This window comes from Inquilinus sp. CAU 1745 (genome assembly GCF_039839375.1).
Lineage (GTDB): Bacteria > Pseudomonadota > Alphaproteobacteria > DSM-16000 > Inquilinaceae > JBDOQU01.
The window spans coordinates 131897-150045 of record NZ_JBDOQU010000008.1 but is presented as its reverse complement, the minus strand read 5'-3'; the positions used below and the strand labels follow the sequence as shown (position 1 = coordinate 150045).

At 67.2% G+C, this 18149-nt stretch carries 19 protein-coding genes; 9 read left to right on the top strand and 10 right to left on the bottom strand.

Features of this window, described 5'->3' with window-relative positions; genetic code table 11:
* The first annotated feature begins 162 nt into the window (after positions 1–162).
* Positions 163–1226, top strand: a protein-coding gene (locus AAFN89_RS11915; protein WP_347539270.1) for an IS630 family transposase whose coding sequence is annotated in 2 segments (ribosomal slippage) — positions 163–646 and positions 646–1226 — 1065 coding nt in all. Because the reading frame shifts where the segments join, the coding sequence is not laid out codon by codon here.
* An 11-nt stretch (positions 1227–1237) separates the two neighbouring features.
* On the opposite strand, the gene AAFN89_RS11910 is transcribed toward AAFN89_RS11915, so the two are convergent.
* Entirely contained in the window at positions 1238–1555 is a 318-nt protein-coding gene (locus AAFN89_RS11910; protein WP_347539269.1) for a hypothetical protein, read from the bottom strand.
* A 101-nt stretch (positions 1556–1656) separates the two neighbouring features.
* Positions 1657–2541 (bottom strand): DUF72 domain-containing protein, encoded by an 885-nt coding sequence (locus AAFN89_RS11905; protein ID WP_347539268.1) that lies wholly within the window; start codon positions 2539–2541, stop codon positions 1657–1659.
* A gap of 321 nt (positions 2542–2862) precedes the next feature.
* On the opposite strand from AAFN89_RS11905, the gene AAFN89_RS11900 reads away from it, so the two are divergent.
* The gene (locus AAFN89_RS11900) at positions 2863–3507 is read left to right on the top strand and encodes a glutathione S-transferase family protein (RefSeq protein WP_347539267.1); all 645 of its coding nucleotides are present in this window, start codon (positions 2863–2865) and stop codon (positions 3505–3507) included.
* Positions 3508–3672: 165 nt separating this feature from the next.
* Here AAFN89_RS11900 and AAFN89_RS11895 read toward each other — a convergent pair whose 3' ends face one another.
* Positions 3673–4023 (bottom strand): hypothetical protein, encoded by a 351-nt coding sequence (locus AAFN89_RS11895; RefSeq protein ID WP_347539266.1) that lies wholly within the window; start codon positions 4021–4023, stop codon positions 3673–3675.
* A 182-nt stretch (positions 4024–4205) separates the two neighbouring features.
* Between AAFN89_RS11895 and AAFN89_RS11890 the strand changes: the two genes are divergently transcribed.
* Positions 4206–5087, top strand: a complete 882-nt coding sequence (locus AAFN89_RS11890) for a terminase small subunit (protein ID WP_347539265.1) — start codon at positions 4206–4208, stop codon at positions 5085–5087.
* A 159-nt stretch (positions 5088–5246) separates the two neighbouring features.
* Here AAFN89_RS11890 and AAFN89_RS11885 read toward each other — a convergent pair whose 3' ends face one another.
* Positions 5247–5696 (bottom strand): host attachment family protein, encoded by a 450-nt coding sequence (locus AAFN89_RS11885; RefSeq protein ID WP_347539264.1) that lies wholly within the window; start codon positions 5694–5696, stop codon positions 5247–5249.
* 237 nt (positions 5697–5933) lie between these two features.
* Here AAFN89_RS11885 and guaB point away from each other — a divergent pair, with 237 nt between their 5' ends.
* A complete protein-coding gene (guaB, locus tag AAFN89_RS11880; protein WP_347539263.1) occupies positions 5934–7406 on the top strand; it encodes an IMP dehydrogenase in 1473 nt (490 codons plus the stop codon).
* A 76-nt stretch (positions 7407–7482) separates the two neighbouring features.
* Here guaB and ribA read toward each other — a convergent pair whose 3' ends face one another.
* Complete coding sequence (gene ribA, locus AAFN89_RS11875) at positions 7483–8616, bottom strand: GTP cyclohydrolase II (RefSeq protein ID WP_347539262.1); 1134 nt, start codon at positions 8614–8616, stop codon at positions 7483–7485.
* Between the two features lie 86 nt (positions 8617–8702).
* On the opposite strand from ribA, the gene AAFN89_RS11870 reads away from it, so the two are divergent.
* Positions 8703–9506, top strand: coding sequence for a RibD family protein (locus AAFN89_RS11870; protein ID WP_347539261.1), 804 nt, complete (start codon positions 8703–8705; stop codon positions 9504–9506).
* Here the strand turns inward: AAFN89_RS11870 and AAFN89_RS11865 are convergent.
* Genes AAFN89_RS11865 through AAFN89_RS11845 form a run of 5 tightly spaced genes read right to left on the bottom strand, consistent with a single transcriptional unit; the run spans position 9444 to position 13175 of the window.
* Entirely contained in the window at positions 9444–10268 is an 825-nt protein-coding gene (locus tag AAFN89_RS11865) for a class I SAM-dependent methyltransferase (RefSeq protein ID WP_347539260.1), read from the bottom strand. The genes AAFN89_RS11870 and AAFN89_RS11865 overlap by 63 nt on opposite strands.
* Positions 10265–11287 carry a glycosyltransferase family 4 protein gene (locus tag AAFN89_RS11860; RefSeq protein WP_347539259.1) on the bottom strand — a complete coding sequence of 341 codons (1023 nt, stop codon included), beginning with the start codon at positions 11285–11287 and terminating at the stop codon, positions 10265–10267. The genes AAFN89_RS11865 and AAFN89_RS11860 overlap by 4 nt, the downstream gene beginning before the upstream one ends.
* Positions 11284–11685 carry a 6-carboxytetrahydropterin synthase gene (locus AAFN89_RS11855; RefSeq protein ID WP_347539258.1) on the bottom strand — a complete coding sequence of 134 codons (402 nt, stop codon included), beginning with the start codon at positions 11683–11685 and terminating at the stop codon, positions 11284–11286. The genes AAFN89_RS11860 and AAFN89_RS11855 overlap by 4 nt, the downstream gene beginning before the upstream one ends.
* Positions 11686–11702: 17 nt before the next feature.
* The gene (locus AAFN89_RS11850) at positions 11703–12674 is read right to left on the bottom strand and encodes a zinc-binding alcohol dehydrogenase (RefSeq protein ID WP_347539257.1); all 972 of its coding nucleotides are present in this window, start codon (positions 12672–12674) and stop codon (positions 11703–11705) included.
* 15 nt (positions 12675–12689) lie between these two features.
* The gene (locus AAFN89_RS11845) at positions 12690–13175 is read right to left on the bottom strand and encodes a YajQ family cyclic di-GMP-binding protein (protein ID WP_347539256.1); all 486 of its coding nucleotides are present in this window, start codon (positions 13173–13175) and stop codon (positions 12690–12692) included.
* Between the two features lie 251 nt (positions 13176–13426).
* On the opposite strand from AAFN89_RS11845, the gene AAFN89_RS11840 reads away from it, so the two are divergent.
* From AAFN89_RS11840 to cysC, 4 genes are all read left to right on the top strand, one after another.
* The gene (locus AAFN89_RS11840; RefSeq protein WP_347539255.1) at positions 13427–13633 is read left to right on the top strand and encodes a cold-shock protein; all 207 of its coding nucleotides are present in this window, start codon (positions 13427–13429) and stop codon (positions 13631–13633) included.
* Between the two features lie 346 nt (positions 13634–13979).
* Complete coding sequence (locus AAFN89_RS11835) at positions 13980–15254, top strand: DEAD/DEAH box helicase (protein ID WP_347539254.1); 1275 nt, start codon at positions 13980–13982, stop codon at positions 15252–15254.
* Positions 15255–15415: 161 nt separating this feature from the next.
* The gene (gene cysD, locus AAFN89_RS11830) at positions 15416–16213 is read left to right on the top strand and encodes a sulfate adenylyltransferase subunit CysD (RefSeq protein ID WP_347539253.1); all 798 of its coding nucleotides are present in this window, start codon (positions 15416–15418) and stop codon (positions 16211–16213) included.
* Between the two features lies 1 nt (position 16214).
* Positions 16215–18125: an adenylyl-sulfate kinase gene (gene cysC, locus AAFN89_RS11825; RefSeq protein WP_347539252.1), complete on the top strand. Its 1911-nt coding sequence runs from the start codon at positions 16215–16217 to the stop codon at positions 18123–18125.
* Positions 18126–18149: the final 24 nt, after the last annotated feature.

Here is an 18149-nt window from a genome sequence, read left to right as displayed (position 1 = left end):
TCCCCGAAGGCGGGGAGAGGGCTGGGTGAGGAGCGCCGGTCTTGTGATGAGCGCCGGCTTATGCGAGGGGCTCATACCAACGGCATTGATTTGTGACTCTTGGGGGATTCCCAAAAGCTGCGGAGTCTGACTCACTGTCATCGACGACCGAAGGAGGTTTCGATGGCGGGAATAGCAGTCACCCGGAAAGATCTGTCGGTGGACCAATTGCGCGCCGCGGCGGCCCGGACGAGCGATGCGCGGGCGGCGCGGCGGATGCTGGCAATCGCACTTGTTGTGGAGGGTGTTGAGCGCAAGGCGGCGGCGGAGAGTTGCGGCATGGACCGGCAGACGCTGCGGGACTGGGTGCATCGCTACAATGCCGAAGGGCTGAGCGGCCTTTCCAACCGCAAGCCGCCCGGTCGCCGGCCCTGGCTGACGCCGGCGCAGAAGGCCGAACTCGCGGCGCTGGTGGAACGAGGTCCCGATCCCGAGCGGGACGGCGTGGTGCGGTGGCGGCGCAAGGACCTGAAGCGACGGATCGAGGAGATGTTCGGGGTCGTCATGCAGGAGCGCACGGTGGGCGCGCAACTGGCCGAACTCGGCTTCGTGCGCCTGTCGGTGCGGCCGCGTCATCCGAAGGCCGACGAAGCCGCCCAGGAGGCTTTCAAAAAAACTTCGTCGATCGGGTAGCCGCGGCAATCCCGCCCGCGGCACGCGGCAAACCGATCGAAATCTGGTTCCAGGACGAAGCCCGCGTCGGCCAGCAGGGGACGCTGACGAAGGTCTGGGCCAAGCGCGGAAGCCGACCGCGCGGCCCCCGCGACCGGCGTTACAAATGGGCCTACATCTTTGGCGCCGTCTGCCCGGCGCGCGCCGCCATCGCCGCGCTCGTCCTGCCCAAGGCTAACGCCGAGGCGTTGTCCCTGCATCTGGCCGAAATCGGCAGCCAGGTCGAACCGGGAGCCCACGCCATCCTCGTCCTCGACGGCGCCGGCTGGCACATCGCCGATGACCTCCGCATACCCGACAACCTCACCCTGCTGCACCTGCCGCCCTATGCGCCCGAACTCAATCCGGTCGAGAACGTCTGGGAGTATCTGCGCAAGAACAAGCTCGCCATCACTGTCTTCGACGGCTACCCCGACATCCTCGATAAATGCTGTCAGGCCTGGAACTTCTTCGCAAACGACAAGACCGCCGTCGCTTCCATCACCTCCCGAAAATGGGCCAAGGTCAATCTATAATGCCGTTGGTATCAGACGTCCCAGAAACCCTCGTCGCCCAGATCGTCGCCATAGTCGCCGAACTCGGGCTCTTCCAGCACGCCGCTATCGTCGACGTCATAGCCGTTATAGACGCCCTCGCCGAACTCGTCCTCGGACAGCAGCCCGTCATCGTCCATGTCCCAGGAGTCGAACACGCCATTGTCATAGAAGCCGGTGTTGAACTCCTCCATCTCCAGCGTGCCGTTGGCGTCGGCGTCCCAGTCGTCATAGGCCTCCTGCGCCATTGCCGGGGTGGCTGCCATCAGCGCCAGGGCGAAGCCGGCGGCGGTGGTCTTGATCCGTGACATGGTCATTTCAGGTCCTTTCGCTTGGTGGTGGCATTCGAATGCCGGTGCCCCCGCCAATAGCCACGCCGCTTCCTGGTTCCTTTTTCAGCCCCAAAAAAATCTCAACCGGACGGTTCCAGCCCCAGCCTCTCCATCAGCCCGCTCGCGTCGAAAGGCGCGCGGACCTTGGCGTCATTGTCGAAATAGACATGGACCCGCCGGCCGCTCTCGCGCTTCCGGGCCTTGCCGTCGATGCGCTCGGAATCGGCCGGCTCGCCTCCGGCCGCCCATTTCCCGACCCTGTCCGCCCAGCGGTCCAGCGCCTTCTTGGAATAGCCGCTGGCGTAAAGCTCTTCGGACCCGTGGAGCCGCAGATAGATAAAATCGGCCGTCACGTCCTCCATATAGGGCCAGTCGACCGCATCGGTGAAGACCAGCGCCGTCTTGTGCCGGCGCAGCAGGTCGATGAACTCCTTCGTCTTGAAGCTGTCGTGCCGGACCTCCAGCGCATGGCGCAGCGTCCGCTTCCTGCCGGGCCGCATCCAGGACCGGCCGTTCAGCCTGTCGTCATGCCGCTTCGCCAGCCGCGCCGCTTCCTCCGTGTCGCTCGGCAGCAGCGACAGGAACGCATCCAGCCGCTCCGCGTCGAAGCGCAGGCTGGGCGGCAGCTGCCACAGGATCGGCCCCAGCTTCTCCTCCAGCGCCAGCACGCCCGACGCCAGGAAGTTGGCCAGCGGCTTTTCGATCTCCTTCAGCCGTCGCGTATGGGTGATGTACCGGCTGCCCTTGACCGCGAAGACGAACCCGTCCGGCGTCTCCTCCCGCCAGCGGCGGAAGGCGTCGGGCTTCTGAAGCCCGTAGAAGGTGCCGTTGATCTCGATCGACCTGAACTGCCGGCTGGCGTACTCCAACTCCCGCCGCTGGACCAGCCCCTCGGGATAGAAGACCCCGCGCCACGGCTTGTAGGTCCACCCCGAAATCCCCACCAACGGCCGCGGCCCGCCCATCTCGCCCTCCCGCTTGCTCCTTCCTGTCCCAATGTTCCGGGCTGTCACGGGGTTCCGGGAAGGCTTCTCCCAAACCAAAAAGCCCCTCACCCAACCCTCTCCCCGGAGGGGCGAGGGCTACCAACTTGACCCTCTCCCACTTGTGGGAGAGGGATCGACGTATACGTCGATCCCGCGAAGCGGGAGGGTGAGGGTGGTTTATAGGTGGGGGTGAGGGTGGTTTGCGAGTCGGGCTTTGCAAGAACTCGGTTCCAACGGGGCCAAAGGCGGCCGAAAGTGGGCCGGCTGCTTCTGTGACTGGTATAGGAAAGGCTTGCTGCGATGAGCGAACTGATCGTCTGGACCTATGATTGGGTGCCTGAAGGTCCCCGTGGTTTTGTGCGCGACATACGGCTGAGATGGGCGTGCGAGGAAGCCGGGCTTGATTATTCCGTTCGAACAGTCCCTTTCAGCGACCGGCGGGCCGACCATCTGGCGCGTCAACCATTCGGTCAGGTCCCGTTCCTGAGCGATGGCGAGCTTGAAATATTCGAGAGCGGAGCGGGGCTTCTGCATCTCGCCCGAAAAAGCGAAAAACTGATGCCGCGCGATCCGGTCGGAGAAGCTCAAACGCTGCAATGGACGATCGCCGCGCTCAACTCGATTGAGATGGTTACGGTTCCCTGGTGGTTCCTGGAAGTGACCGGCGCAAAGGACAATCATCTTGCCGGCTGGCTGGAAAGCCGCCTCGATCACATGGAGAGCATCCTGAAAGAGCGGGAGTGGCTGGTCGCCGACCGCTTTACGGCCGCAGACCTGCTGATGGCCGATGTCCTCCGCGTCGCAAGAGTTCGCTCTTTCGGCGATCGACCGGCGACGGAATCCTATGTGACCCGGATCACGGATCGCCCCTCATTCAAGAAGGCCCATGCCGATCAGGTGGCGCACTTCGCCGCGGCCGACGAGAAGAAAGCGGAAGAAGGCTAATGAGCGTCTGAGATCCGGCTGCGGCCGGCGCCGGAACCAGGACACCCCCCTCACCCAACCCTCTCCCCGGAGGGGCGAGGGCTACCAACTTCATCCTCTCCCACTTGTGGGAGAGGGAGGGACCCGCGAAGCGGGAGGGTGAGGGGCAAAACGCCAGCCCTCGGCTCACCCGTTCACGAAATAATCCATCACCCAGGCCAACTCGTCGGCCATGCTGCCATTGCACCGCGCCATGAACAGCTTCCAGTCCCGCCGCGTGACCTCGCCCTCCCGGATGAAGGTGGTCCCCCCGCCGCCGCGTCCCTGCCGCCCGTCGCTCCACGCCAGCATGGTGACGGCGATCCTGACGTCCCGGCCCTGGCGGACCGTGCCCTGGCCGTTGACCCGCATATGCAGATGGGGGTGCGTCGTCTGCCGCTCATAGCGCCCGTCGAAGAACAGCTCCCCCGACGCCGAATACCAGCCGCGCCGCCTAAAGGCATCGGTAACCTCAGTCCCCAGCATGAAATCGGGCATGCCCTGCCTCCCCTCGTTGTGACGCCGGAACGGTAAGCCATTTCCCCGACTCGAGAAAGACCGTCGCAAAGCAGAGGGTGTGGGAAGAGGACGCGCCAAATGCCATACATCATCCGCTTTACATTCTCCAGATATAGGCTATTATTCCTAATTCCTGTTTCGTTCGATGGAGGGTGAGAGCGATGGAAGAGAGCTATGAACCGGAAGATGTCGCGGCCAAATTGACGCCCCGGCAGGAGGCGTTCTGTCAGGCGGTGGCGCATGGCGCGTCGGCCGCCTCGGCGGCGCGGGCCGCCGGTTATGCGCCGGGCAGCGTCCGCAACCAGGCCTGCCGGCTGCTCAATCTCGACGATGTGCGAACGCGGATCGAGGAGTTGCGGGAGGGTATGCGCGAGACGCGCAACCGCGAGGTCGCGGAACTGACGTCCATCGTCCGGGAAACGCTGGACGCCGCGCGGGAGAAGGGGAAGCTGGATCTCGTGCTGAAGGCGGCGGGTCTGCTCGCCCGGCTGAACGGCTTGTTCGCCCACCATCTGCCGGAGATCGCCCACGCCGCGCTCCAGCCCGCCGACGGGCTGCTGGACGCCCATGAAAGCGCCGAACGGCGGGCGCGCCGCCGCGCCGCCCGGCAGGAGCGGGACTGTCAGGAACCGGACAACCCCCATGGTTCCCTGAATGCGTGGGACTTCATGACCCGTGAACTGGAGGAAATCCATGGCCCCAACTATCAGCTCCGCGACGAGGACGAAGGTGGGAATGGCGGAGAGGCGGCCGAGGCTCCCGTCGCCGAGCCGGAGGACATCACGCCCGACGAACGCGAGACCCTCGCTTTCTACAAGGAGCTTCACCGGCAGCATGGCCTGCGCTGCGACCCTCCGACGACGTTTCCCGACGGCCGGCCCTGGGACGGGATCGGCCCTCATCCGCAGGAGGATGAGGACATCTTCTACCGTTTCACGCCCGGCCATCGGCGGCAGGTCCTGGACGATAGCTCTGAAGCCGCCCGCGACCGCGCCCTCCTCACCCAGGCCGGCCTCCCCCACCTCATCGGCCCGCCGAAATGATGACGAATGATGACAAATGATGACGCGGAAAAAACCACCCCCTCACCCAACCCTCTCCCACGAGGGGAGAGGGCTAACAACTTACCCTCTCCCCTCGTGGGAGAGGGAGGGACCCGACCCGAAGGGGCGGGAGGGTGAGGGGGTTGAGCGGCGATCACCTCACACCGCCAGCACCGTCCCGATCTGGCTTTCGATCGAGGGCAGGTCGTGGTTGGTCAGGTCCTTCGGGATCTCGGCGTGAATCCGCTGGCGCGACTTCCGGTCCAGCTCCTGCCGCAAATCGCCCAGCGCCTGGGGCGGGGCGATCACGATCAGCCGGTCGAACCGGCCGCGCTGGGCGGCGTCGTTCAGCCGGCGGGCGACCTCGCGGGCGAACTGTTCCTTGCCGAACCGGTGCCAGTCCGTCTCGTCATAGGCGCTGCGGCCCGGCCCGACGCTGGAATAGGCCCGGCCCGGCCGGTCCGTGCCCTGTTCGCGATCGGCCGGGTTGTCCGCAATCATGTCCTCCAGCGGGGCCGTCGACAGGCCTTTTCCGACGCCGCGATTCTGCAGGAAAAGCGCCTTGCCGCCATCCGCGACGACGATCCAGGTGGTGTGCCCGACGGGCATGGGGTCCTCCATGGAAAATCAGTAGGGGCATCCGGACCGCGCACGATCCGGGGCTCTCCTCGACAAACGTCCCGGACCGCCGCAACGCTCCATCGACCTTCCGTGACCATTCGGCGCGGGAAAAGGGGTCACATGGCCGGCCACATGGCGGCCTTGCGAAACTGTCGCCTTGTTCCGGGGGAGACCATGGGTATAGTGCGGCGAATTTCCCCGACGCCGATATATGGGCCACGCCTCATGGAAATTCGCGAAGCCTTCACCTTTGACGACGTTCTGCTGCAGCCGGCATCCTCCGCCGTCCTGCCGTCCGACGCCGATGTCTCGACCCGGCTGACGAAGTCGATCCGGCTGGGCATTCCGCTCCTGTCGGCGGCGATGGACACGGTGACCGAAAGCGCTCTCGCCATCGCCATGGCGCAGGCGGGCGGCATGGGCGTCGTCCACCGCAACCTGGACATCGAGCGCCAGGCGGAGGAGGTGCGCAAGGTCAAGCGGTTCGAAAGCGGCATGGTCGTCAACCCGATCACCATCGCGCCGACCGCGACGCTGGCCGACGCGCTGGCGCTGATGGCCCGGCACGGCATCTCCGGCATTCCGGTGACGGAAGGGAACGGCGCGGGGCCGGGGCGGCTGGTCGGCATCCTGACCAACCGCGACGTGCGCTTCGCCTCCAACCCGACCCAACCGGTCAGCGAGCTGATGACGAAGGAGAAGCTGATCACGGTCCAGGCCGGCGTCGACAAGGATGAGGCCAAGCGCCTGCTCCACACCCACCGGATCGAGAAGCTGATCGTCGTCGATGAATCCTTCCGCTGCGTCGGCCTCGTCACCGTCAAGGATATCGAGAAGGCGCAGCTTCACCCCCGCGCCTGCAAGGACGAACATGGCCGGCTGCGCGTCGCCGCCGCCACCGGCACCGGCGACAAGGGGCTGGGCCGGGCGGAGGCGCTGTTCGACGCCGGGGTCGACGTGCTGGTGATCGACACCGCCCACGGCCATTCCGAAGGCGTGCTGGGCTCCGTCGCCAAGGCGCGGCGGCTCTCCAACTACACCCAGATCGTCGCCGGCAACGTCGCCACGGCCGACGCCGCCAAGGCGCTGATCGATGCCGGCGCGGACGCCATCAAGATCGGCATCGGCCCCGGCTCCATCTGCACCACGCGGATCGTCGCCGGCGTCGGCGTGCCGCAATTGACGGCCGTGATGGAGGCGGCGGAGGCCGCGCACAAGGCCGGCGTTCCGGCCATCGCCGATGGCGGCATCAAATATTCCGGCGATCTCGCCAAGGCCATCGCGGCAGGCGCGGACTGCGCCATGCTCGGCTCCCTCTTCGCCGGCACGGACGAGGCGCCGGGCGAGGTCGTGCTCTATCAGGGCCGCTCCTACAAGACCTACCGGGGCATGGGTTCCGTCGGCGCCATGGCGCGCGGCTCGGCCGACCGCTACTTCCAGCAGGAGGTGTCGGATTCGCTGAAGCTGGTGCCCGAAGGCGTGGAGGGACGGGTGCCCTACAAGGGGCCGATCGCCAACGTCATCCACCAGCTCGTCGGCGGGCTGAAGGCGGCGATGGGCTATACCGGCAACGCCACCATCGCCGACATGCAGACCAATTGCGATTTCGTCCGCATCACCAACGCCGGCCTGCGCGAAAGCCACGTCCACGACATCACCGTCACCCAGGAAGCCCCGAACTACCGCTATTCGGGGTAGCCGATAAGCGCCGTCATCCCGGACTTGGTCCGGGATCCAGGCGCCTTGCCGGAACGGCCTTCGCGCTCCGACCCGGTCAGAAGCCCGGCGCCTCGTCCAGGACATGGCCGGCGCGTTCCGCCTTGGCGGTCAGGTAGCGCCGGTTGTGCGGGTTGATTGCGCCCAGCAGCGGCACCCGCTCCACAATCGCGATGCCGCTATCGGCCAGCGCGCTCAGCTTGCCGGGATTGTTGGTCATCAGCCGCACCCGGTCGATGCCGAGCTGCCGCAGCATGGCGACCGCCACGCCGTAGCGCCGCTCGTCCGCGCCGAAGCCCAGCATCCGGTCGGCGTCGATCGTGTCCAGCCCGGTGTCCTGAAGGTGATAGGCCCGCATCTTGTTGGCCAGGCCGATGCCGCGCCCCTCCTGCGCGAGGTACAACAGCACCCCCCAGCCGCCGGCCGCGATCGACCGGATGGCGAGGCGAAGCTGCTCCCCGCAATCGCAGCGCAGGCTGCCGAACAGATCGCCGGTCAGGCAGGCGGAATGAAGCCGCGCGAGCGGCGGGCCGCCATCCGGCTCCCCGACCAGGATCGCGACATGCTCGGTCACCCCGTCGGCCGCGCGGAACACGATGAACCGCGCCTGCTCGCAGTCGCCGAGCGGCACGGACGCCTCGCCGACACGGGCCAGCGCGCGGGCCTCCTGCGCCGGCCGGGCCAGCGCGTCGCGCGCCTTGACGGACAGCAGATCGCCGGTTTCGCGCAGCGCGTCGGCCATGGCCCGCCGCTCCGCATCGATCGGCGCGACCGCCAGCGCCGGCAGCAGATGCGCCTGCTTAGCGAGATCCAGCGCCGCCTCGGCGGCCGGCGGCGCGGCTTCGGGCGCGACGGTCTCGGGAAGATCGGCCGGCGCGCCGTAGCCAACCCGGCGCATCCAGCCGATGTCGATCGTGCGGGGCGGCCGGATCAGCATGTTCCCGATGCCCAGACCCAGCGCCGCCGCGCGGTCGGCTGTGATCGCCAGCGAAGGGGCCATGCCGGCAAGCGCGGCCATGCGGCGCAGCAGCGGCTCCGCCGCCGTCTCGATCGCGGCCGCCAGCATTCCCGTCTCGCCATCCTCCACCAGGATCGCCCGTCCGCGCCGAAGGTCCGTCATCGCCCGGTCGACCGCCAGCGAGCCGGAATCGCCGTTGACGCCGCCATGATCCACAAGCGGTAGGTATGACATGGCTGCGAAGTCTCCTGATCGGCTCACGGGTGCGGTTGCAGAAAGACTAAATCTGAACGACGGTCGCTCAAGGGGGATGGAACTGGATGATGCGCGACGAACTTTGGCAACGATTGCTGGATCGGAATGTTCCCGACCCGACCGCCGGGGGCGACGGCCTGTCGCCGGAGGAGCAGCGGGCGCTCGCCCTCTACGCGCCCTTCGCCGCCGAGGCCTTCACGGTCGGCCATCTGGGCCAGAGTCTCGACGGCTTCATCGCCACCGCCGCCGGCCGGTCGCACTACGTCACGGGGCGGGAGAACATCGTCCATCTCCACCGCCTGCGGGCGCTGGCCGACGCCGTTCTGGTCGGGGCCGGCACAGTCGCCCATGACGACCCCCGGCTGACCGTCCGCCATGTCGCCGGCCGCAACCCCGTCCGCGTGGTGCTGGACCGGCGGGGCGCGCTCTCCGCCAGCCACAGCATCTTCACCGACGGGGCCGCGCCAACGCTCTGGCTGCACAAGGGCGGCGCGGCGCCGGCTGCGCCGTCGGGGGTGGAGACGGTCGCCATGACGGAGGCCGATCCGGCCGCCATCCTCGATCTGCTGGCCGCGCGCGGCCTGCGCCGCATCTTCGTGGAGGGCGGCGGCCGCACGGTTTCCGCCTTTCTTGAGGCCGGATGTCTCGACCGGCTGCATGTCGCCGTAGCCCCGCTCATCATAGGCTCCGGCCGTCCCGGCATCATCCTGCCGCCGGTCGACGACCTCGCCGACGCGCTGCGCCCGCCCTGCCGCATCTTCCCGATGGGCCGCGACGTCCTGTTCGACTGCGACCTGAAGCCCCGCTCAGCAGGCGAACAGGTCGCAGTGCCCGACAATGAGGCCGGACCGGCCGGCTTCGATCCATGACAGGCGGCGCTTCCGCCAGCGCTCGACAGCCTCGTCCGACTCCACCGCCGTCGCGGCGTCGGCGTAGCCCACCAGAAGCGCCCGCTGGATCGCCTCGTCGCCGGGCCCGAGAACCCAGTCGCTCTGTCCCGTCGTAACGGTCGCGCCGCGCTTCCGAAGCCCGGCTTCCATATGGTCGATTGCCTGCCCGCCCAGCGCCGGGCCGAACCCCTTGTCGCCGCACTGGTGCCTGCGGACCAGTTCCATGACCTGGTCGTCATCCGGATCGCCCGGCGACCATTCCACCCGCCCGTCGACATTCAGCGTCCAGAACTGCGCCTGTCCTACGCTGTCCATCAGCCTGTCGGCCCAGCCGGCGGAGACGAGATCCAGCAGCGCGCTTCCGGTAACCAGGTCGTGGCCGGCCAGCGGCAGGTCGCCCGTCAGGTCGCATCGCAGGGCCGCGACCTCAATGTCCAGCCCGCCGCCGGCGATCCTGCCGCCGCTCAACGTCGCATCCCGATCGGCCGCCCAGCGGGACAGCCGGGCGGGGATGGCCGCCAGCAGCGCCTCGTCATGGTCCAGGATCGTCCATCGCTGCGGCATCGGCAGGGCAGGGGCCAAGCGGCGCAGGTTGGAACCCGTGCCGCCGCCAAGGTCCAGCACCCGCACCATCGGCCTCCCGGCGGCCCAGCCCTTCACCGCATCCTCGACCGGCCCCGACCGCGCCCGATGGTCGTAAGGCTCCCGCAGCGTGAGCCAGCTTTCGTCAAACCCGCTCATCGTTCCAGCTCCGCCGCCAGCCGCGCCGCCGCCTCCGGCCATCCGGTCAGCCGCTCGCGCGCGGCAAGGGCGCCTCGCCGAAGCGGCTCCAGATCGCGAAGCGCCGTTCCAATCGCATCGCTCAGCGCCTCGGCCTCCGGCGGGACCAGCAGCGCGGCGTCAGGCCCCACCGTTTCCCGCACCGCGCCGACATCCGTCGCCACGATCGGCAGCCCATAGGCCAGCGCCTCGGTCAGCACCATGCCGTAGCCCTCATGGCGGGAAGCCAGGACGAACAGGTCGGCGCGTCGGTAGAGCGCGTCCAGCGCATCGTCCGCGACCTCGCCATGCAGCCGGATCCGATCCGCCAGCCCCGCCGCCGCGACGGCGGCCCGGACGGCGTCGGCCGTCGCCGGATCGCGCTCCGTCGATCCCGCGACATCCAGCGTCCAGGGCAGGTCAGCGAGCCCGGCCAGCGCCGCGATCAGCAGGTCGTGCCCCTTGCGCGGCGTCAGCGTCCCGACGCACAGCAGCCGGGGCGTTCCGCCACCGCCGGACGCCAGCGGGCGCGGGTCCAGGCCCGGCTCCACGACCGCGATCCGTACGGACGGCACGCCGTAATCCGCCGTCAATGTCCGGGCGGTGGTCGGGCTGGTCGCGATCACGCGCCCGGCGACTGCAAGGGCCGACCGCTCGCTCTCCGCCAGCCTCTGCCGCTCCGCCTCGTCCAGCCCCGTCTCCAGCGCCAGCGGATGGTGGACCAGCGCCGCCAGCCGCAACCGTCCGGCATGGCGCGCCGCGACCGCCGGCAGCGCGCCGAAGGCCAGCCCGTCGACCAGCGCCAGCGACCCATTGGGCAGGCCACCGAACACCTCCTCTGCGTGGTCGATCCCGCGCCCGTCGGGCCGGGGGAACCGATCGTCCAGCCGATGGATCGTCACCGCCAGCCCCAGACGCCGAAGCTCGCTCGCCATGCGACGGTCGTAGCCATAGCCGCCTGTGCGAATCTCCGGATCACCGGGGATCAGGAAATGGATCACCGGATGCCGGCCTCATAGGCGGCCGAGGCGACATGGCTTTCGTTCAGGCTGACCTTCAGCGCCGCGACGCCGTCGGCGTTCTCCCCCAACTCCCCCGCCGCGATGGCCGCCGCCACGCGGTCGAAGATCGTCTTCGCCAGGAACTCCGTCGTGGTGTTCCGGCCGTCGAACGCCGGCTCCTCGTCCAGATTGCGGTAGTTGAGATCGTCCAGGATGCGCTTCACCGCCGCCGAGGCCGCCCCGATGTCGATCACCAGCCCGTCCGGGTCCAGTTCCCGCCGGCGGAAGGTCACGTCCACGACATAGGTCGCGCCGTGGAGCTTTTGGGCGGGACCGAAGATCGCGCCCTTGAAGCTGTGGGCGATCATGAAATGGTCGCGGACGTTCAGGCTGTACATGGGGGCAATCCTTTCCGTCAGGCCGGGTAGCGGATGCGGTGGCAGAGCGCGCCCGACCGGCCGGCGGCCAGCCGCGCCATGGTTTCCGGCAGATCGTCGAAATCGCTTTCGCCGTCGATCAGCGCGTCCAGCCGGTCGTCGCGCAGCAGGCCGAGGGCCAACGCCATGCGCCGGGCATGGTCCCACCGCGCGCGCTGGGCCGTCGCCACCGCGCCGACCTGCGACGCGCGCAGCGTCAGCCGGCGTGAGTGGAATGCCTCGCCCAGCGGAGCCGGAACCGGCCGGTCGCCGAACCAGCTCATCTCCAGCACCGTCGCCTCGAATCCGGCGAGCGACAGGGCGGTGGAAAGTCCTTCCGGCGCTCCGCTGGCATGGACGATTTGATCCTGGTCGGCGGGCGCGGCGCCGGGTGTCGCGAATGCGATTTCAAGCGCCTCGGCGACCTTGGCCTTGCCGGGATCGATATCGACCAGCGTCACCGCCGTTCCAGGGATGCGGGAGGCGAGGTAAGCGACAAGGCAGCCGACGACGCCAGCGCCCACGACCGCGATCCGGTCGCCCAGCCGAGGTCCCAGATCCCACAGCCCATTGATCGCCGTCTCCATGTTGGCGGCCAGCACCGCGCGTTCCGATGGCAGGCCGTCCGGCAGCGGGGCAACCGCTGCAGCCGGCGTCACGAAGCGCGTCTGGTGCGGGTGGAGGCAGAAGACCGGTCGGCCCTTCAGGGCAGGTGGCCCCTCCTCAACAATTCCGACGGCACAGTAGCCATACTTCACCGGCGCCGGGAAGACGCCCTCCTGGAAGGGCGCGCGCATCGCCTCGCACTGGCTTTCGGGAACATGGCCGCTAAACACCAGGCTTTCGCTGCCCCGGCTGATTCCGGTCCAGAGGGTCCGCACCCGCACATCCTCCGGCCCGACCGCAGGCAGCGGCTGGGCGCGGATTTCTCCCCGGCCGGGGGCGACGGTCCAGAAGGCGCGGGCTTCCATCTCGGCGTCGGTCGGTCAGTCCCGGAAGTTCAGATATTGCAGCGGCTGCTCGATCTTCAGCCCCTTTACCAGCGCGATCGTATCCTGAAGGTCGTCGATCTTCTTGCCGGTGACGCGCAGCTCGTCGCCCTGGATGGCCGCCTGGACCTTCAGCTTGGAGTTCTTGATCTCCTTCACCAGCGTCTTGGCGAGGTCCTTGTCGATCCCCTGCTTGATCAGGATGGTCTGGCGGAGCGTGTTTCCGGACGCCTTCTCCGGCGTCTTGAACTCCAGCGCCCCGGCATCCAGCTTGCGGCGCGTCAGATGGACCCGCAGCAGTTCATGCATCTGCTTCAGCTTCAGATCGTCGTCGGCGAGAACCGTGATCTCGTTCTCCTTCCGCTCGACTGAGCATTTGGAGCCCTTGAAATCGAAGCGCTGGACGATCTCGCGCGTCACCGAATTCAGCGCGTTGTCGACTTCATGAACGTCGGTCTTGGAGACGATGTCGAAAGAGGGCATGGGACGGCCGTGCTTTTATGTTTCGGAAGGAGCGTCGAGCCTAGCACGCGGGTCTGGCCTGCTCCAGAAACGGCTTGTCTTTCGGCGGGAAAGCGCCCAAGTACCCTTCCGTCGGCCTGAAGCATGGCTGTTTGGTTTGCGTTCGAATCTTTTCGAACCATCGGACCGGCGCCGCCCGCCCCTCATTCCGACCTCAAGCGAAGACGGCGTCATCGACGCCGAAGAGAACGATCGAAGGAATTTATCTTACTATGCAGACCGGTACCGTTAAGTGGTTCAACGCGACCAAGGGTTTTGGCTTCATCGAGCCCGAGGATGGCGGACGTGACGTGTTCGTCCATATCCGCGCCGTTGAAAGCGCCGGCCTCCGCACGCTGGCGGAAGGCGACAAGGTGCAGTTCGAGATGGCGCGCGGCAACGATGGCCGCGAATCCGCCGCGAACCTGCAGCTTGCCTGAATGAGTTACTCGCGGCATGGGGCGGAAACCGCCTCATGCCGTAAAGGCGATCTTAATGGGATCGCCGGATGATACTTCCTCGGACCGTCGTCCGCGTGGAGCGCCTGGAACCGGCGTTCGTTCGACGAGCCGAAGTTTAGCGACTATCCAGTTCAATTCCCGTTGCGCGCGGCAGAGGGGACAACCCAAGAGCATCGCTCCCGCCTGGAACGATGCTTTGCGCAACGAGGCAAGGCACTGACTTTCCTCCCATAACCGATTCTTCCGCTCGTGGAACGCTCCCGGCCTCTCGGCCGGGCTTGCGGCCATTCGCGCGCGGACGTTCCACGAAGGACAGACGACAAAAATGACGAGTTTCGCAGATCTCGCCCTCATCGAGCCGATCCAGCGCGCGCTGGCGGCGGAGGGCTATACGACCCCCACCCCCATCCAGGCCCACGCCATCCCGCCCTTGCTGGAAGGCCGCGACCTTCTCGGCCTCGCCCAGACCGGGACTGGCAAGACGGCCGCCTTCGCGCTGCCGATCCTGCAGCGGCTGGAAGCATCCCGCCGGCGGCCCGCGCCGAAATCGGCGCGCGTCCTGGTGCTGACGCCGACCCGTGAGCTGGCGGTCCAGATCGAGGAGAGCTTCCGCGTCTACGGCCGGAACCTGCCGGTCCGCCGGGCGCTGATCTTCGGTGGCGTCGGCCAGCAGCCGCAGGTCCGCGCGATGAGCCGTGGCGTCGACGTGCTGATCGCCACGCCGGGTCGCCTTCTCGACCTGATCGGCCAGGGACACGTCCAGCTCGACAAGGTGGAGATGTTCGTCCTCGATGAGGCCGACCGCATGCTCGACATGGGCTTCATCAACGACATCCGGAAGATCGTCCGCACCCTGCCGGTCCGCCGACAGACGCTGCTGTTCTCCGCCACCATGCCGGACGCCATCGCCGATCTGGCGGGCGGGCTGCTGAATGAGCCGGTCCGGGTGGAGGTTACGCCCCCATCCTCGACGGTCGACCGCATCGACCAGAGCGTGCTGTTCGTCGAGAAGAACGACAAGCGCTCGCTGCTGGCGGAGATGCTGAAGGACCAGTCGATCGAACGCGCCATCGTCTTCACCCGCACCAAGCACGGCGCCAACCGGGTGGCCGAGCATCTGGAGAAGCTGCGGATCACGGCCGACGCGATCCATGGCAACAAGTCCCAGGGCGCGCGTCAGGCGGCGATCGCCAATTTCCGCATGGGCCGCACCCGAGTCCTGGTCGCGACCGACATCGCGGCGCGCGGCATCGATATCGACGGGATCACCCACGTCATCAATTTCGAACTGCCGAACATCGCGGAATCCTATGTCCACCGCATCGGGCGGACGGCCCGCGCCGGCGCCAACGGCGTCGCCCTCTCGTTCTGCGATCAGGAGGAGCGCGCCTATCTGCGCGACATCCAGAAGCTGATCGGCAAGACGATCGAGGTGGTGGAAGATCATCCCTTCCGCTCCACCGTGCCTCTGACCGCTCCAGTCACCAAGCCGCGCCCGCAAAGGCGCGGCGGCCGGCCGGGACAGGGTCGTCCTCAGCGGCGCGAGGGCGGCGGGCAGGGCGCGCAGCAGCGCTCCGGCCGGTCCGCCGCGCGCAGATAAACCTTCGCCGCTTCGGCGGGCGATTGAAAAATTGATGGGAACGGGCGCGATCAGCCATTGATCGCGCCCGTTTCGTATCGTACCTATGCGGAAGGCCGGTCTGTTGGTGTGGAATTATTTATTTCACACTTAGAACACAATAAATATGGAGTTTGCCCTTGATGGCGGACTATCTGGACGACCTGGAATCGCGGACGATCTACATTCTGCGCGAAGCGTTCGCCCGCATCGATCCCCTCGCGATGCTGTGGTCGATCGGCAAGGATTCGAACGCGCTGCTGTGGATGGCCCGCAAGGCCTTCTTCGGGCGCGTCCCGTTCCCGCTGATCCAGCTCGATACTGAAATGGAACTGCCGGAGGTCTATGAATTCCGCGACTGGGTCACGAAGGATTGGGGGATCGACGTCCGGGTGGAACTGTGCCCGCCGGAATCGGAGATGGACCCGACCCTGCCGCCCGCGACCAGGGCGGCCGCCCGCAAGACCGAAGGGCTGCGCAACGTGTTGGCGCGGGACGGCTATCGCGGCGTCTTCGCCGGCATTCGGCGGGACGAGCAGGCGACGCGGGCCAAGGAGCGCGTCTTCAGCCCGCGCAGCCTGGACGGCGCCTGGGATTTCCGCGACCAGCCGCCGGAATTCTGGGACCAGTACAAGACAGAGTTTCCGGACGGCGCGCATGTCCGCATTCATCCGCTGCTGCATTGGACGGAACTGGACATCTGGCGCTACACCAAGCGGGAAGACATCCCCGTGGTACCGCTCTACTTCGCCCGCGACGGCAAGCGCTATCGGTCATTGGGTGAGAAGAACATTACCTTCCCGGTCCCCTCGGAAGCTTCCACCATTGATGAGATCATCGCGGAGCTTCAGGTGACCAGGACGAGCGAACGTGCCGGGCGCTCGTTCGACCATGAAGCCGAAGACAGCTTCGAACGACTGCGGTCCAGCGGGTACATGTAAGATGAACGAAACCGTCTCCGGCTCCGAAGCCCAGCTCAAGATCGTCGTCGTCGGCCATGTCGACCACGGCAAGTCGACGCTCATCGGCCGCCTCCTGCACGATACCGGTAGCCTGCCGGACGGAAAGCTGGAGGAGTTGAAGGCGACCAGCGCCAAGCGCGGGATGCCCCTGGAATGGTCGTTCGTGCTGGACGCGTTCCAGGCGGAACGGGACCAGGCGATCACCATCGACACGACGCAGATCTGGTTCAAGACGAAGCGCCGGTCCTGCGTCATCATCGATGCGCCGGGCCACCGCGAATTTCTCAAGAACATGGTCTCCGGCGCGGCCAGCGCCGACGCCGCCATCCTCGTCATCGACGCGGAGGAGGGGGTGAGAGAGCAGTCGCGCCGTCACGCCTATCTGCTGCACCTGCTGGGGCTGCGCCAGATCGCCGTGGTGGTGAACAAGATGGACGTGGTCGGCCATGATGCCGGCCGGTTCGCCGCCGTGCGCGACGAGATCACCTCCTATCTGGCGGAGATCGGGGTCACGCCTTCGGTCATCATCCCCATCTCCGCCCGCGATGGCGACAATCTGGCGACGCGGTCGGCGGCGACGGGCTGGTTCAGCGGCCCGACCCTGCTGGAATCGCTGGATTTGTTCGAGGTGGCGAGCGCGCCCGACGACCTGCCGCTGCGCCTGCCGATCCAGGATGTCTACAAGTTCGACGAACGGAGGATCCTGGTCGGCCGGGTGGAGACGGGCGGCGTCACCGTCGGCGACACGCTGCTTTTCTCCCCTTCCAACCGCACCGCGCGCGTGCGGTCGATCGAGGCGTGGAACGCGCCCGAGCCGCCGAGGTCCGCCTGGGCGGGGCAGGCGGTGGGCATCACGCTCGATGAACAGATATTCGCCGAACGCGGCGACATCGTCTCCCATGTCGATTTTCCGCCGAAGCTGTCGAACGTCTTCCGGGCGACGCTCTTCTGGCTCGGGACGGAGCCGCTTTCCGTCGGCTCGACCTTCAAGCTGAAGCTCGCCACCGACGAGGCGACGGTCACCGTCCAGGCGATCGACCGGGTGATCGACACCCAGACGCTGGCCGGCGGCAACGCCGAATCGGTCCAGCGGAACGAGGTTGCGGAAGTCGTGCTGCGGTCGCGGGAGATGCTGGCCCTGGACGAACACCGGACCAGCGCCGCCACCGGGCGCTTCGTCCTGGTGGACACCTACGATACCGTCGGCGGCGGTGTGGTCTCGATGGAAGGCTATCCCGACCAGCGCCAACTAGCCAAGGCGAAGGGAACCAACCTCTATGAGGTCGACCATCTGCTGACGCCGGCGGCGCGTTCCTGGCGCAACGGCCATCGCGGTGCGGTCGTCTGGTTCACCGGCCTCAGCGGGGCGGGCAAGTCCACGCTCGCCATGCGGGTCGAACAGAGGCTGTTCGCCAAGGGCTACCAGACCTACGTGCTGGACGGCGACAATGTGCGCCGCGGCCTCAACGCCGATCTTGGCTTCGCGCCGGAAGACCGGGCGGAGAACATTCGGCGGGTGGGCGAGGTGGCGAGCCTGTTCGCCGATGCCGGCCAGATCGTCATCACCGCCTTCATCTCGCCCTACCAGACAGACCGCGACCGCGCGCGGGCGGCTGCCCCTTGCGCTTTCCATGAGGTCTACATCAAGGCTGATCTGGAAACCTGCGAGAGCCGGGACCCGAAGGGTCTCTACAAGCGGGCCCGGTCGGGGGAGATAGCGGAGTTCACCGGCGTTTCCGCGCCTTACGAAGCGCCGTCCGCGCCCGAACTGGTCGTCGACACCTCCACCCTGTCGGTTGAGGAAAGCGTTGACGCCGTCGTCGCCTACATCGAAAACCATATCGCGCTGAAGGGAACGGTGGAGATCGCGAAGGCGGTCGCCGGCGAGTGACCTTGCGCGTTCGGCGACCATTTT

Coding starts and splice junctions, on each gene's coding strand:
- AAFN89_RS11845 (WP_347539256.1), bottom strand. CDS start 13,175: ATGCCCTCTTTCGACATCGTCTCCAAGACCGACGTTCATGAAGTCGAC.
- AAFN89_RS11905 (WP_347539268.1), bottom strand. CDS start 2,541: ATGGGCGGGCCGCGGCCGTTGGTGGGGATTTCGGGGTGGACCTACAAG.
- AAFN89_RS11835 (WP_347539254.1), top strand. CDS start 13,980: ATGACGAGTTTCGCAGATCTCGCCCTCATCGAGCCGATCCAGCGCGCG.
- guaB (WP_347539263.1), top strand. CDS start 5,934: ATGGAAATTCGCGAAGCCTTCACCTTTGACGACGTTCTGCTGCAGCCG.
- AAFN89_RS11850 (WP_347539257.1), bottom strand. CDS start 12,674: ATGGAAGCCCGCGCCTTCTGGACCGTCGCCCCCGGCCGGGGAGAAATC.
- AAFN89_RS11840 (WP_347539255.1), top strand. CDS start 13,427: ATGCAGACCGGTACCGTTAAGTGGTTCAACGCGACCAAGGGTTTTGGC.
- AAFN89_RS11885 (WP_347539264.1), bottom strand. CDS start 5,696: ATGCCCGTCGGGCACACCACCTGGATCGTCGTCGCGGATGGCGGCAAG.
- AAFN89_RS11900 (WP_347539267.1), top strand. CDS start 2,863: ATGAGCGAACTGATCGTCTGGACCTATGATTGGGTGCCTGAAGGTCCC.
- AAFN89_RS11895 (WP_347539266.1), bottom strand. CDS start 4,023: ATGCCCGATTTCATGCTGGGGACTGAGGTTACCGATGCCTTTAGGCGG.
- ribA (WP_347539262.1), bottom strand. CDS start 8,616: ATGTCATACCTACCGCTTGTGGATCATGGCGGCGTCAACGGCGATTCC.
- cysC (WP_347539252.1), top strand. CDS start 16,215: ATGAACGAAACCGTCTCCGGCTCCGAAGCCCAGCTCAAGATCGTCGTC.
- cysD (WP_347539253.1), top strand. CDS start 15,416: ATGGCGGACTATCTGGACGACCTGGAATCGCGGACGATCTACATTCTG.
- AAFN89_RS11910 (WP_347539269.1), bottom strand. CDS start 1,555: ATGTCACGGATCAAGACCACCGCCGCCGGCTTCGCCCTGGCGCTGATG.
- AAFN89_RS11870 (WP_347539261.1), top strand. CDS start 8,703: ATGATGCGCGACGAACTTTGGCAACGATTGCTGGATCGGAATGTTCCC.
- AAFN89_RS11890 (WP_347539265.1), top strand. CDS start 4,206: ATGGAAGAGAGCTATGAACCGGAAGATGTCGCGGCCAAATTGACGCCC.
- AAFN89_RS11855 (WP_347539258.1), bottom strand. CDS start 11,685: ATGTACAGCCTGAACGTCCGCGACCATTTCATGATCGCCCACAGCTTC.
- AAFN89_RS11865 (WP_347539260.1), bottom strand. CDS start 10,268: ATGAGCGGGTTTGACGAAAGCTGGCTCACGCTGCGGGAGCCTTACGAC.